The organism is Anaerosolibacter carboniphilus (genome assembly GCF_014205875.1).
In the GTDB taxonomy this organism is placed as follows: Bacteria; Bacillota; Clostridia; order Peptostreptococcales; family Thermotaleaceae; genus Anaerosolibacter; species Anaerosolibacter carboniphilus.
Window position 1 is genome coordinate 23,964 of the sequence record NZ_JACHEN010000041.1, and the last position, 14,339, is coordinate 38,302.

Genomic DNA, 14,339 nt, shown 5'->3' on the forward strand with positions numbered 1-14,339 from the left:
ATAGGGGGCGTTATAAATGAACAAAGAAACCATATTAAAAGAAATCCGTGAATCACTAGTGGAAATGGAAGAAGAAAAAGTTGTGGAATTATGTGAAAAAACATTGGAGCTTAATATCCCTGCATATGAAACAATAACAAATGGACTAATTCCTGGTATGGACGAGGTATCCAGGCTTTATGAGGAAGAAGAATATTTTTTGCCAGAAGTTTTGGTTTGTTCTGATGTGATGAACGCAGGTTTGGATATTGTAAAACCCCACTTAGATAAAAGCAGCATGCAAGAGCCTATCAAAGTGGTCATGGGCGTTGTAGAAGGAGATACCCATGACATTGGAAAGAATCTTGTGCGAATCATGATGGAAGCATCGGGCATGGAAGTTCATGACTTGGGAAGGGACGTGCCACTGGAGAAGTTTATTGAAAAGGCGGAAGAGGTAAATGCCGACCTTATTGGGATGTCGACATTGATGACGACCACCATGGATGGAATGAAGACAGTAATTGATCGATTATCAGAAAGAAATATAAGAAATAAATATAAAATTCTTGTAGGTGGTGGCCCAATCTCTCAAAATTTTGCAGATAGAATTGGTGCGGATCTATATACAAAGGATGCCAGCGAGGCTGTAAGAAGAGTAAAAGAAATTTTCAGGAGGGCATAACAATGGAAATCAGACAAGATATGTTAACACCCAAGGAAAGATTGTTGGCTTTCTTAACAGGAAAACCCCTAGATAGAATTCTTTGTATGCCCATTGTAACCGGTAATGCAGCCCATCTCATTGGAAAAACAGTAAAAGAATTTCAGGTAGACGGGAAAGTGATGGCTGATTCTTACATGGCAGCTATGGAGCGATTTGGTTATGATTTAAACTATCTTTTTACTAATTGTTCTTACATTGCAGAGGCCATGGGACAGGAACTTGTCTATTCTGAAGATGAGCCTGCAAACTGTGAAAACCCAGTGGTACAATGTATAGAGGACTTAAGTAAAATTAAGGTTGCAGAAAAGAACGATGGAAAATTTCCTGTTTTTTATGAAGCCCTTGATATTTTGAATAAAGAAGTTGGAGATAAAATATTTAATTCTGTGTGTTTTTCAGGACCAGTGTCCACGGCTGCTACCCTCAGAGGAACAGAAGATTTCGCAAGAGATACCTATGCAAATCCAGAATTATGTCATGCTCTTCTTCGAATGGCTACCGACAGCTGCAAGAACTTTATCAAGGAAGTTGTGGCAAAAGGAGCTATCCCAATTATTCTAGAACCTATTGCTTCTGGAAGTATCTTTAGTCCTAAGATGTTTACCAAGTTTGCATTCCCATATATTAAAGAGTTAATCGACTATGCCCATGAATTAGGGGCGGCAATTCCTCTTCATATCTGTGGAAAGACTCACAAAATTGTAGATCAAATGACAGAAACAGGGACGGATATTGTCAGCATTGACATATGTGATTTAGCTGTAGCTAGGGAAAAAGTAGCTGGAAGAGCAGTGCTGTTAGGTAATATTGCCCCTGCTGATGAATTGCTGTTTGGTCCTATAGAAAGAATTCATGAAGCGTGTAAAAACGCCATGGACACTATGAAAGGTTACACCCCAGGATTTATTTTGGCTTCCGGTTGTGAAATCCCTACAAAGGTTCCATTTGAGCATATCGATGCCATGATGGATGCAGCAAGAAGCTACGGGGCCTATGAGTACTCGAAGGCGGAGTAATTTGACAGAAAAAGAAAGACTTCTTAAGGTGCTGAAAGGAGAGGCGGTTGACCGCCCTCCTGTTATTTGTCCTGGGGGAATGATGAATGCTAGCGTCACTGAGGTCTTAGCGGATATACAAGAAAATCACAACATAAATCTGGATGCGATGGTAGAAGCAGCCAGAGCGGTTCACGAGATAACTGGTTTCGAGAATTATGGGGTACCCTTTGATATGACAGTAGAGTCAGAGCCGCTAGGAGCTAAAATTGATTTAGGGGATAAACTGGTTGAGCCAAGAGTAACGAAATACAATCATCACTCGATTGAAGACATTATACAGAACTACAAAGTGAATCCCAGAGATGCCCATCGGATGGGTATTACGATTCAAGCTATTGAGAAATTAAGAAATGACGAAATACCTGTCATCGGAAATATTACAGGACATATCAGTACAGCTACTTCGGTTATAGATCCCCTTACTGCATTAAAAATGCTCAAGAAAGATCCAGATAATATCTATCGATTTTTCCAATTCATCCATGACTACTCCAAGGAATATGCAGTAGAAATGATTCGTGCGGGAGCTGATGTGATTGCCATTTCAGACCCCACAGCCACAGGAGAGATCCTAGGGGCAAAGAATTTCGAAAAGTTCGCGATACCTTTCTATAAAGATATGATTGCTACAATCCATCAGTTTGATATTCCAGTGATTATTCATATTTGTGGAAACGCCAATAACATCATTGACAGTTTAAATGGCGCGGGTGTAGATGCGGTGAGTTTTGATTCCATAGTAAATATGCGCTTTGCCAAGTCCAAACTGGCTACCCGCTTGATGGGAAATATAAACACCCAGCTTCTTCATACCGGTGAGCAGGGAAAAATAGAATCCATCACCCAGAATTGTATTGATTCGGGCGTAGATATTGTTTCACCTGCCTGTGGATTAAGCATGGCGACACCCGTGGGCAATCTGCGGACGATGACGGATTTTGTGAAAAGAGGTATTTAGAAATAGATGATACAAATACATTTTATCAATGAAAATAGATCTATTGAAGCAGAAATAGGAGAGAAATTAATTGATTGTATTCGTAGAGCTGGGCTAGCCCTGGAAACACCTTGCAACTGCATTGGCGTTTGTGGAAAATGCAGGGTGAAGGCGTGGGGCGAGTTATCTTCGCCATCGGCAGAAGAGCAAAAGCTTTTGATGGGGCAGGATGGAATTCGGCTGGCGTGTCTGGCAGAGGTAAGGGGGAACGCGGAAATAGAATTGCTCCATAGACAAAATGAGCTGAAAACTATTAATCGAGGATATGCTGTGGAAATCGAACCAAACAGTCCAATACAAAGGATAGAACTGCCTAAAATAGACAGGAAAAGCCCGATTCCCTACGAGGAGTACGTAGGATACCCTATTGAATTTATGGATCTGTATGAAAAAATCGGAAACCTTGAAAAAAGACAGGGTGAAAGAATTTTTGGAATCATATCCGAGAACCGATTGATAGATATTGGGGAAGATTTAAAGGATATATTAGGCATCGCAGTAGATATAGGCACCACGGGGATCTCTGCCTATCTTGTAGATATGGAAACAGGGGAGGTATTGAATAAAGTGTCTTGCTTAAATCCCCAGTCTCAATATGGTGGAGATGTACTAACGCGGATTAGCTATTGCAAGGAGCATGAAACTGGTTCCAAACGTCTCAAAGAATTGATGATAGACTGTATCAATGAGATTGTAATGAAATTGTTAGCCGACCAGTATCATAAGGATGCTGTATATCAAATGATGATTGCTGGCAATACAACCATGCTTCACTTATTCTGGGGGATTGATCCTACGACAATTTCCAAAGCACCTTATCGTCCTATTTTCTTGAAAAAGATAGATATCAAGCCAGAGGCGTTGTCGATTCAAATAAATAGAGGTGGGCGCATCACTTTGCTGCCATCTGCATCGGGGTATGTAGGTGGGGATATTCTAGCAGGTATTGGGGCGACGGCCTTTGATGAGAGGAAAGACACAGCCATATTTATAGATATAGGAACAAATGGAGAAATTGTAGCTATAGCAAATGGAAGAATGGCCGCCACATCGACAGCAGCTGGACCAGCCTTGGAGGGGATGAACATATCCTGTGGCTGTCGCGCTGAAGCGGGGGCGATTGATTCTTTTTGTATAGATGAGAATGATCAGATTCATTATTCCACTATAGGCGATCTACCGCCAAAGGGCATTTGTGGAAGTGGCCTTATTGATATAGCCGGGTCCTTGGTAAGAAAGGAAATTGTCCTTTCCAATGGGAAGTTCAATCCTGATATAAAAGATCGAATGGAAGGAAGACTGCGAGATAAAAAATTCTACATTACCGATACGGTGTATATTTCTCAAAGTGATATCCGACAGATTCAATTGGCAAAAGGAGCGATTGCCACGGGGGTTACCATGTTGTTAAAAGAGATCGGTGTATCTATTGCAGAAGTAAAAGAGGCTGTCATCGCAGGTGCCTTCGGCTATCATTTAAACTCAGAGAATATTCAAGAAATCGGACTCATACCTAAGGGGTTTATGGGTACAGTCTCTTTTGTAGGGAATTCATCGGTAGAAGGGGCGAGACTGGCCCTAATCAATAAAGAAATGCTGGAGAAACTATCATCCTTCAGAGAAAAAATGGAGGTATTGGAGCTTTCTATGAAGGAAGAGTTTCAGAATTATTTTGTTAAGGAATTAAAATTCTAACCGAGGTGGATTATGATCAAAATCGATGTGGTTTCGGGCTTTTTAGGAGCAGGAAAGACAACCCTTATTAAAAAGCTATTAAAGGCCTATGAGCATGAGAAGGTTGTATTAATAGAAAATGAATTTGGAGAAATTGGAATCGATGGTGATTTGATAGAAAGAGAAGGCTTTGAAGTCTTTGAAATTTCCAGTGGATGCATTTGCTGTATCATGCAAAAAGACTTCATTGGTATGCTCTCCAGGGTGATTGAAGAGTTTAAACCTGAACGCATTATTATTGAACCCACAGGAATCAGCATCTTAAGTGACATTATTGAAATATTAAATAAACCCAGCTTTAAGGAAACGTGCAGTATTCATTCTTTGGTAACTGTGATTGATAGTATGAACTATTTAGCCCAATGTGAAGTTTTTGGGGAGTTTTTTGAAGATCAAATTGCCCATGCATCTTCTTTGGTGCTAAGTAAAAGCCAATTTGTTTCTGAGGAGAAAGTAAAGGAAATCATAGGTTCATTAAGACAGCTGAATGAGACGGCACCTATTGTTACAGCCAGTTGGGAGAGTATGTCTCTAGAGGATGTAAAAGCCCTTTTGGTAGGAGATTTGGCAATAGAGTTCAAGGAACTAATTCACCCAGCCCATCGCCCTTGTAGAGAAAATGAGTTTGATACCTTTGCCATAGAGACTTCGGCTAAATATACGGTAGAAAGCTTGGAAGAGATACTAAACGAATTAAAGAATCCTCTCTATGGAAAGATCCTAAGGGGGAAGGGATTTCTGAAAGGCCCCGGGTACTATCTGGATTTCAGTTATACAAACGGACAATTCAATGTTCATAAAACGGAACATAAATCCAGTGGAAAGCTTTGTTTAATCGGGATGAAGCTGGATGAGAAAGAACTGAAACGCTTGTGGAAAGCGAAGGGGGGAGGGATATTCAATTGGTTGACATTTTAGTGGATAGCATGAAAGATACGATTCGTGTTGTTCCTGTGATTTTTCTTCTATTTCTATTTGTTGATTTTTTTATGCTGAAGGTTAACAAAGAAAATCGTCTCGTCGATAAACTTTCAAAGTATGATATTGTGGGCGGGGGACTTTTAGGAATCATACCCCAGTGTGGAATCCCAGTAGGATTTGCCAAGCTCTACGCCAATGGATATATTACATTAGGGATGCTTTTTGCCATATTTTTTTCTAGTTCTGACGAAGCCTTCATTATTATAGGCGCCCATCCAGACCAAATCGGATTTGTTGTAAAATTAATTGCTGTGAAGGTACTCATTGGTATTGCTGTGGGCTACATCATAAGCGCAGTGATCAAGGAAAAGAGAAATCGTATAAAAGGTTGTGGGGTCGATTGCACGTGTCCTAAATGTGCTAAGGATCGGAATATATTCATAAATAGTGTCATCCACACCCTCAAAATATCTTTATTCCTACTATTGACGGTTTTTCTTCTGAGTCTTGGACTTGAAAGAATCGGAGAAGAGGGTCTCGGTACGCTCCTTGGAAAAAATACATTCATGCAGCCCATTTATGCCGCTTTGATAGGTGCCATCCCAAGCTGTATGTCATCTGTGGTACTGGCGGAAGGCTATTTACAAGGTGCTGTAGGGCTAGGGGCATTGATCAGTGGATTATGTGCCAATACAGGATACGGCATTCTCGTCGTATTAAAGGAGCTGCCTTTTAAAAAAGCCTTGAAGATTATTTTAATACTGTTAACGATCAGCATTGCTATTGGAGAAATTATCTTTGTAGTTGGAGGTTGATGAGATGGAATATACGGTGACATTCAAATGTGAGGGTGAAAACTTGGAGCAAATACCAGAATCAATCATGGAACAGACTGGTATTCGCTTTCCAGAGGCCCATTTAGACCAAAAACAAATGATGATCCTTGCAAAGGAATTGAAGAAATACAAAAAGGATCAGATTGTCAGGATACCCTTCTGTGTCACTGTGGAAGCAGAGGCTTTAGGAGGACAGATCAAGCTTGGAGATGACAAGATCGGACCTCGGGTGGATCAATATTTATTTTCAGCCATTGAGGAACTTGAGGGAATCAAAGAGATTGATTTAAATACAGGCAGGATAAAAGAAGTACTAGACGCAGTAGAAGGGTTAAGCGTAGAAAATGAAACGGTGGCCCTTAATGTGGAAGGTCCTTTCACAATCATATCTTCATTGATAGATCCCATGATTTTTTATAAAGGAATACGAAAAAACAAAGAACTGATTGACAAATTTATGAAGGTTATCGAAGATAATATTGTGGAATATATTCTTGCTGGAATAAAACGGGGTGCAAAAATAATTTCCTATGGGGATCCTGTGGGATCTCTAGATATAGTAGGACCCAAGGTATATCAAGAGATCAGTGGGCGAACGACCTATAATGTCTTAAAACGAATAGAGCCATTTTTAAGTGGAAGAATTGTTCATCTTTGTGGAAAAACCTCTACTGCATTTGATAAATTAGGTTTTAGTGAATCCCATCCTATTGAGATGAATGAAGAACTTACCTATGGAGAGGCTATTCTTCAATTGATGAAGGATAATCAAGGGATTCAATTCATTGGTCACGCTTGTATCAAAAAGACACCGTTTAAAATGAAAAAATCTATCGTTTGGAATATTTGCTTGAAATAGGATTTTGCTATCGATCCCTTTGGAGGTGAGACGATGGAAAATGGAATGCAGAGAGGAAATGGGCAGCAAGAGTGCTGAGGTCCATCCCATAGTGGTATTGGTCAATACCAAAATGAGCGTACAGAGAATTGTATGGTTTGTGGTGAAAAACTGGTATATTTGGAAATAGGTACGGAGTTTCAATGCTTGAAGTGCAATGGTTTAGAACTTGGATATGTATATTGCCCAAACCATCATTATGTTTGTGATGAATGTCATGGGAAGGAACAGTTTGATGAGATTTTGCGACTGGCACTGACTGTAAAGGGCAAGAACCCCATCGTAAATGCTGAATATATGATGAAAAGAGTGTCCATTCCTATGCTGGGCTGTGAACATGGATGGATTGCAGCGGCATCCCTCATGGCAGCCATTCGGAATACGGGTCAGATCACGATTAGTGATGAGCAGATAAAGGAAGCATTGTATCGCACAAAAAGACAGGCCATTGGCGCCTATTGTGGATTAACGGGGATTTGCGGGATTGCGCCAGCCATTGGCGCATCCTTTAGCGTGATTTTAGGAGCAGCCTGTCCAAAGGATCGGGAAACGGCTGTGACGATGCACGTGGTGGCCCGTGTGATCGAGGCTGTGGCTAATGAGGCAGGTCCATGCTGCTGTAAGAATTTTTTAAGAACATCTCTCAGTTTGGCCTGTGAGCTGGTAGCGAAGCATCTAGAAATAAAATTATCAAATGATCGGAAAATAATCTGTGGCGACAGCCATCGTCATCCCCATGGGTGTAGAGCGTCCAAATGTAATTACTTCAATCATGTAGTATAAAATGAAGCTGGTCGGAAGACCAGCTTTATTTTATAGAATCAAATATTTATACCGTTTACTGGTATAAATATACATGATATACTAAGCAAGAGAGAAAGAATTAAGAAACAAGTAGGGAATTACATCTGAAATACCTTGTATATGCTGTATAAATCGAAGGGGGAAGCGTATGAAAACTTATCCTATGAAATATGGAACAGAAGTGATATCGGTATCTGTACCCGAGAAGAATCTACTTGGTGTTATCAAAAGCCAAAGTGATTATATAAAGAAACATGAAGAAGAAGTGATACTGGATGCATTACAAAATCCCATTGAAAGCCCAAGACTAGGGGAGATTGTATCACCAGGGGACAAAATTTGTATTGTGATTTCTGATATTACCCGAGCATGGCAGAAGATGAGCTTTTATTTGCCCTATGTAGTAGAAGAATTAAATCAGGCTGGGATTCCAGATGAAAGTATTGTTTTTCTTTGCGCAACGGGCTCCCATCGAGGTCAGACGAAGGAAGAGCATGCACTATTATTAGGCGAAAAGCTGAGCAAAAGATTTGAAGTAATCGATCATGATTGCAGAGATCAAGACAATATGATATATGTGGGAACCACCAGCTTTGGAACACCGGTGAAAGTAAATAAGATCGCCATGGACTGTGATCATATTCTATTGACGGGTGCTGTGGTTTACCATGATTTAGCCGGCTGGGGCGGCGGCAAAAAATCCATTCTTCCTGGAATCAGTGCTTATGAATCGATTATGGCCAATCATTCCCTATCTTTAAATCCCATTGTAGGAACAGGATTAAATCCAAAGGTGCGATGCGGCAATGCTCTGGATAACCCATTATATTTGGATATGGTGGAAGCAGCAGAATTTGTCAAGCCATCCTTCCTCTTGAACGTGATTATGGATGATCAGGGCAATATCGGAAAGGCTGTGGCTGGACACTATTTGAAGGCACATGAGGTAGGACAACAGCTAGTAGAAGGAATGGATGGCATTGCCATCAGTAAAAAGGCTGACTTAGTCATTTCATCAGCGGGAGGATATCCAAAGGATATAGAATTGTATCAAGCATCCAAAGCATTGATAAATGCAAAAAATGCTGCAAAGAAAGGTGGCAGCATCATTTTGCTCAGCCAGTGTGTAGAGGGCTTTGGCCATGATGAAGTAGAGCAGATTATTGTGAACTATGATAGCAATCAGGAACGGGAGGCGGCGTTGCGGGTGGATTATACCGTGGCCAGATACACAGGCTACCTTATTTCAGAGATTGCAGCGGCCTATGATGTAATCTTAGTATCTCAGATGTCTCCTAAAACATTGGAGAAAATCAATATTCAGATTGTATCCACGCTAGAAGAGGCATTACAGATAGTTTATACAAAAAAAGGTATGGATTTGCAAACTTATTTGATACCCTATGGTGCGAATACATTACCGAAAATGAATGAATAATCTATTTATTCGAACGATTATAAGTGACAAAAGAGCCTTGGACAAGGTTCTTTTTAATGCAAAAAAAGTCAAAAATTTTTATAAAAATAAACTTGCAATTTAATAACACGGAGTGTATAATGATACAATATAAGGAATAAATATTCAATTTAGGGGGAAGAAAACATGTTTAAAAGAAAAGCAAAAAAAATAATGGCATTAATGCTTGCATTGGTATTTGTATTTGCGTTCACTGGCTGTTCTCAAAAGCCTGCTACGGAGGAAAAGGCACCTGCACCAACAGAGCAAGCTGCTGCTTCAAAGATTGAAGAAATTCAAAAGAAAGGTAAGCTTGTATTAGGAACTTCTGCTGACTATCCACCATACGAGTTTCACAAGCTTACCAATGGGAAAGATGAAATCGTAGGTTTTGATATCGAAATTGCAAAAACAATTGCTGCTGATCTTGGTGTAGAACTTGAAATCAAGGATATGAAATTTGATGGTTTATTGGCTGCATTGGTTGTAGATGATATCGACTTTATCGTTGCAGGAATGGTTCCAAAAGAAGAGAGAAAGAAAAGCGTAGACTTTTCAAAACAATACTATCAAGCGGAACAAAGAATACTAATCAGAGCAGAAGATCAAGATAAGTTAAAGACACCAGAGGATTTTAAAGGCTTAAAGGTGGGTGCACAGAAGTCAACGGTACAAGAAGACATTGCCTTAGGAATTGAAGGTGCAGAAGTAAAATCCTTAAGCAAAATTACTGACTTGGTATTAGAGTTAAAGAATAAAAAGATTGATGCTATCGTATTGGTAGATCCTGTTGCAGCTGCTTATACAAAGCAAAATTCTGACTTAGTTGTGCCAGAGATATCCTTTGGAACAGAAGAAGGTGTAGCGATCGCTGTAAATAAGGGAAATGAAGATTTGGTGGAAGCGATTAACAAAACAATTGATAAGTTATTAAGTGAAGGAAAAATTGATAAGTTTATTGAGGAAGCAACAACTTTAGCAGAAGAAGAATAAACAAAGAAAAATTACAGAGCGGCAAAAGACCTATGTCTTTTGCCCTCGCTATTTCCAGAGAAAATATTACAGAAATGTAACAAATAAAATATGGATAAGGAGGTGAAAGGAGTGGTTATGGAATTTATTGCCAAGTACCACAGCTTTTTTGTTACAGGTACGGCAGTCACTCTCTTTCTTTCATTCTTTGGTGTAATCTTTGGCGTTGTCATCGGTGTAATTATCGCATTAATGAAATTATCAAAAAATAAATTAATAAGCACTTTGGCAGCCTCCTATATTGAAGTGGTTCGGGGAACTCCCCTTCTATTACAATTATATATTGTGTATTATGGATTACCGCGATTGATTGGCATGGAGCTACCGAGTATGGCATTGGGAATTATCGCCGTGTCATTAAATAGTGCTGCTTATGTGGCGGAAATCATTCGTGCAGGTATTTTGGCCATTGATAGAGGTCAAATGGAGGCGGCCAGATCTTTGGGGATGACCCATGCCATGGCCATGAGGTACATTATTATACCTCAAGCATTTAAAAATATCCTTCCTGCTTTAGGAAATGAGTTTATCGTATTGATTAAGGAATCGGCTATAGTATCTATTGTAGGAATTGCAGATTTAATGTATAAAACAGATACTCTTCGAGGGATTACCTTTAAACCATTTTTACCCCTAGTCATCGCGGCTGCTATCTATTTTGTGATTACTTTTACATTATCGAAGCTGTTGGGAATCGTAGAAAGGAGGTTGAGAGCTGGTGATTCAAGTATCTAATTTGCATAAAAAATTTGGAAAGCTCCATGTGCTAAAGGGAATCAATGAGCATATTGAGCAAGGAGAAGTAGTGGTTGTGATCGGCCCTAGTGGATCAGGTAAAAGTACTTTTCTCCGTTGCCTCAATCTTTTGGAACAACCTACAGATGGAGAGATTATCTTTGAAGGCGTCTCGATTACCGATGCTAAGAATGACATCAATGTACAACGACAAAAAATGGGTATGGTATTTCAACAGTTTAATTTATTTCCCCATTTAACAGTTTTAGAAAATGTCACATTGTCTCCAATCAAAGTAAAGAAAATGACGCAGGCCGAGGCTGAGAAGATAGCCTTTTCCCTATTGAAAAGAATTGGTCTTGAAGATAAAGCCCATAATTACCCCAATCAATTGTCAGGGGGGCAAAAACAGAGGATTGCAATTGCAAGGGCTTTAGCTATGTCTCCTGATGTGATGCTCTTTGATGAGCCTACTTCTGCCTTAGACCCAGAGATGGTAGGAGAAGTATTGGATGTAATGAAGGAGCTGGCAGCAGAAGGAATGACCATGGTGGTGGTTACTCACGAGATGGGATTCGCCAAAGAGGTAGGAAATCGGGTGATCTTCATGGATGAAGGGCAAGTCATTGAACAGGGCTGCCCTACGGAGATATTCAGCAGTCCAAAGCATCCTAGGACCCAAGACTTCTTAGGTAAGGTATTAAAGTAATTTTCAAATATTTTAACTTAATTAACTCATTTTGTAGGGGAGACTTTTTGTCTCCCCTACAAGGGTATAAAGAAAGCTTTTGATAGAACTGATTGAATAGAGAGTAGGGATGAAGATGAAGCATAGATTTTTGGCAAAGAGATATTTGAAAAATACAACGACGGCCATGGGCGCCACGGCGGACCTGGTAAATCGTTATGATGATCTCATCAATTTGAGTTTGGGAGATCCAGACTATATTACTGATAAGCTGGTTATTGATGGTGCTTTTGCTGATGCCCACAAAGGCCATACCCGATATACGGATCCCCAAGGGCAGATGGAGCTGCGGGAGGAAATCAGTAAATTTTATAGAGAACAGCATGGTTATGAGGTAGACCCTAATCACATCATGGTGGTCGTAGGTGCTTGTCATGGTATGTATCTAGTATTGGAGGCAATCTTGGATGATGGGGATGAGGTCATTGTTCCAGCTCCTTATTTTACACCCTATGATCATCAGATTGGCTTGGCAGGTGGGAAACCTGTAATTCTGGAAACCTACGAAGAAGATGGTTTTCAGATTAATATTGAAAGAATGAAATCATTGATCACTAATAGAACGAAGGCGATCATTCTGAATACTCCCAACAATCCTACTGGAGCATGTCTTAGCCATCAAACCTTAAAGGCGGTAGCAAAGGTAGCCATGGAGCATGATCTTATCGTTATTGGTGATGATGTTTACGGAGCCTTTTCCTTTAGTGAACCATTTAAACCCATGACAGCCTTTGAGGGGATGACAGATCGTACCATTACCATAGGCAGCTTTTCTAAGGATTATGCCATGACAGGCTGGAGAATTGGATATGTGATCGGTCCTGACTTCCTAGTTTCCTGTATTCGAGATATTAACGAAGGCGTATGTTTTTCTGCACCATCCATATCTCAAAGAGCGGCAGTCCATGCCATAAGAAATCGGGAAAAAATCCAACCGGAGATGATTAAAGAGTATAAGAAAAGGGTATATTATGCTTATGATCGCATCAATGGGATTCCAAATATGTCGATGATAGCACCTCAAGGAAGCTTCTATCTTTTTGTAAATATCAAGAAAACTGGGTTTAGCTCTGAAGAGGTTAGCAAGAAGCTCCTGGAAGAGGCACATGTGCTGGTGATTCCAGGAAATGCCTTTGGACAATGCGGCGAAGGTTATGTGAGGATTGCCTGTACGGTAGGTGTAGAGAAATTAAAAGAGGCATTTGATCGCATAGAGAAAATGAAGATTTTTGCATGATAAAGAAAATTCCTCCTCTAATGATATAAAGAAAATCCTTCTCTTAGGAAAAATAGAGAAGGATTTTTCTTGTTGTTAGGACTGACCATTATATTTAGACTTGGAAGGATAATGGGAGATCTGTGTAGAAATTTAAGAAGCAGCTTTAAATATATGACATGGTGAAATATAGGAATCTTGTAAAATTTCCCATTTGCGTTACGGACATATGTTTGTACTGGATAAGGGATGGGTATACTTTTGATAAAAATGAGAGAGAAAGAAGGGTTGATATGAATCAAGGAACACAAAAAATAACTAGGATAGGTATTTTATTAGCATTAACCTTAGCGATTCAATTGATGACATTGCCTCAATTGATAACAGGAACGGCTATAAATGCCATGCTTTTGATTTCAGCCAGCACTGTAGGGGTTGTACCGGCGATGATGATTGGGTGTATTACGCCGATTGTAGCCTTAATGGTAGGAATTATGAAAACACCCATGGCACCAGTGATTCCTTTTATCATTGGAGCCAATGCTGCATTGGTGCTAGTTTATGGTTATATACAGAACCGAAATAAATATATGGCCATAATTCTGGCAGCAGCAGGAAAGTTTCTGGTGCTATGGGCTGCTGTAAAATGGATACTAATCAGTATGCTGCCAGGTCCTTTGTGGGAAAAGGTAGCGATAACCTTTGGGATTACTCAACTATTTACGGCCTTAGGAGGCGGAGTGATCGCCTTAGCGGTTGTACCGTTCCTTCACAATTATCTAAATAAAGAGAATCAAATGAAGTTATAGAGGGACGCAAATAAAAAACAAAGGCTATCTGGTTAAGTTTTGGAAGTAACTATACTTTAGGCTGGAGATTTAATGCTACTCGTGATCTGATAGTTGAAATTATAGAAGCTATGAAGTAAAAAACTTCATAGCTCTTTTTGTGCAGCAAAAACCCCGGTTCTTAAAAGCTTTAACTATCAGCAGAAAAAAATAACCTCCTTTTATAAACTTCTAGATTTTTTTATTTATAGATATATACATAGCATATATTTTTTATATTTATCATAACAAAATTACCTGTTTTAATAAGCTGATTTGACCTTTACCCAATTTGATGGACACACATCAAAGCTAGTATAATAAAAGTAAGATGGAGGTGTCCTTATGGGTAAGAAAAAAACTTATGATCA

At 39.7% G+C, this 14,339-nt stretch carries 14 protein-coding genes; all 14 read left to right on the top strand.

What is annotated here, in order from left to right; genetic code table 11:
• Positions 1–16: 16 nt before the first annotated feature.
• The 14 genes from HNQ80_RS23030 to HNQ80_RS23095 all read left to right on the top strand — a co-directional run bounded on the left by HNQ80_RS23030 (position 17) and on the right by HNQ80_RS23095 (position 13,950).
• Positions 17–664 (top strand): corrinoid protein, encoded by a 648-nt coding sequence (locus tag HNQ80_RS23030; protein ID WP_184313119.1) that lies wholly within the window; start codon positions 17–19, stop codon positions 662–664.
• A gap of 2 nt (positions 665–666) precedes the next feature.
• The gene (locus HNQ80_RS23035; RefSeq protein ID WP_184313121.1) at positions 667–1,722 is read left to right on the top strand and encodes a uroporphyrinogen decarboxylase family protein; all 1,056 of its coding nucleotides are present in this window, start codon (positions 667–669) and stop codon (positions 1,720–1,722) included.
• Position 1,723: 1 nt separating this feature from the next.
• A complete protein-coding gene (locus tag HNQ80_RS23040; RefSeq protein WP_184313123.1) occupies positions 1,724–2,722 on the top strand; it encodes a uroporphyrinogen decarboxylase family protein in 999 nt (332 codons plus the stop codon).
• Between the two features lie 6 nt (positions 2,723–2,728).
• Complete coding sequence (locus HNQ80_RS23045) at positions 2,729–4,456, top strand: ASKHA domain-containing protein (protein ID WP_184313125.1); 1,728 nt, start codon at positions 2,729–2,731, stop codon at positions 4,454–4,456.
• A gap of 12 nt (positions 4,457–4,468) precedes the next feature.
• Positions 4,469–5,413 (top strand): CobW family GTP-binding protein, encoded by a 945-nt coding sequence (locus tag HNQ80_RS23050; protein WP_184313127.1) that lies wholly within the window; start codon positions 4,469–4,471, stop codon positions 5,411–5,413.
• Positions 5,398–6,231 (top strand): putative manganese transporter, encoded by an 834-nt coding sequence (locus tag HNQ80_RS23055; protein WP_184313129.1) that lies wholly within the window; start codon positions 5,398–5,400, stop codon positions 6,229–6,231. The genes HNQ80_RS23050 and HNQ80_RS23055 overlap by 16 nt, the downstream gene beginning before the upstream one ends.
• Before the next feature lie 4 nt (positions 6,232–6,235).
• Positions 6,236–7,111 (top strand): uroporphyrinogen decarboxylase family protein, encoded by an 876-nt coding sequence (locus tag HNQ80_RS23060; RefSeq protein ID WP_184313131.1) that lies wholly within the window; start codon positions 6,236–6,238, stop codon positions 7,109–7,111.
• 96 nt (positions 7,112–7,207) lie between these two features.
• Positions 7,208–7,933, top strand: a complete 726-nt coding sequence (locus HNQ80_RS23065; protein WP_408626364.1) for a DUF5714 domain-containing protein — start codon at positions 7,208–7,210, stop codon at positions 7,931–7,933.
• Positions 7,934–8,102: 169 nt separating this feature from the next.
• Positions 8,103–9,392, top strand: a complete 1,290-nt coding sequence (locus tag HNQ80_RS23070) for a lactate racemase domain-containing protein (RefSeq protein ID WP_184313135.1) — start codon at positions 8,103–8,105, stop codon at positions 9,390–9,392.
• Between the two features lie 165 nt (positions 9,393–9,557).
• On the top strand, positions 9,558–10,403 hold the full coding sequence (locus tag HNQ80_RS23075) for a transporter substrate-binding domain-containing protein (RefSeq protein WP_184313137.1): 846 nt from the start codon (positions 9,558–9,560) through the stop codon (positions 10,401–10,403).
• Between the two features lie 117 nt (positions 10,404–10,520).
• Positions 10,521–11,177 carry an amino acid ABC transporter permease gene (locus tag HNQ80_RS23080; RefSeq protein ID WP_243183517.1) on the top strand — a complete coding sequence of 219 codons (657 nt, stop codon included), beginning with the start codon at positions 10,521–10,523 and terminating at the stop codon, positions 11,175–11,177.
• Positions 11,161–11,886 carry an amino acid ABC transporter ATP-binding protein gene (locus HNQ80_RS23085; protein ID WP_184313141.1) on the top strand — a complete coding sequence of 242 codons (726 nt, stop codon included), beginning with the start codon at positions 11,161–11,163 and terminating at the stop codon, positions 11,884–11,886. The genes HNQ80_RS23080 and HNQ80_RS23085 overlap by 17 nt, the downstream gene beginning before the upstream one ends.
• Positions 11,887–12,001: 115 nt before the next feature.
• Positions 12,002–13,162 (top strand): pyridoxal phosphate-dependent aminotransferase, encoded by a 1,161-nt coding sequence (locus HNQ80_RS23090; protein ID WP_184313143.1) that lies wholly within the window; start codon positions 12,002–12,004, stop codon positions 13,160–13,162.
• A 272-nt stretch (positions 13,163–13,434) separates the two neighbouring features.
• Positions 13,435–13,950: an ECF transporter S component gene (locus HNQ80_RS23095; RefSeq protein WP_184313145.1), complete on the top strand. Its 516-nt coding sequence runs from the start codon at positions 13,435–13,437 to the stop codon at positions 13,948–13,950.
• The last annotated feature ends 389 nt before the right edge of the window (positions 13,951–14,339 follow it).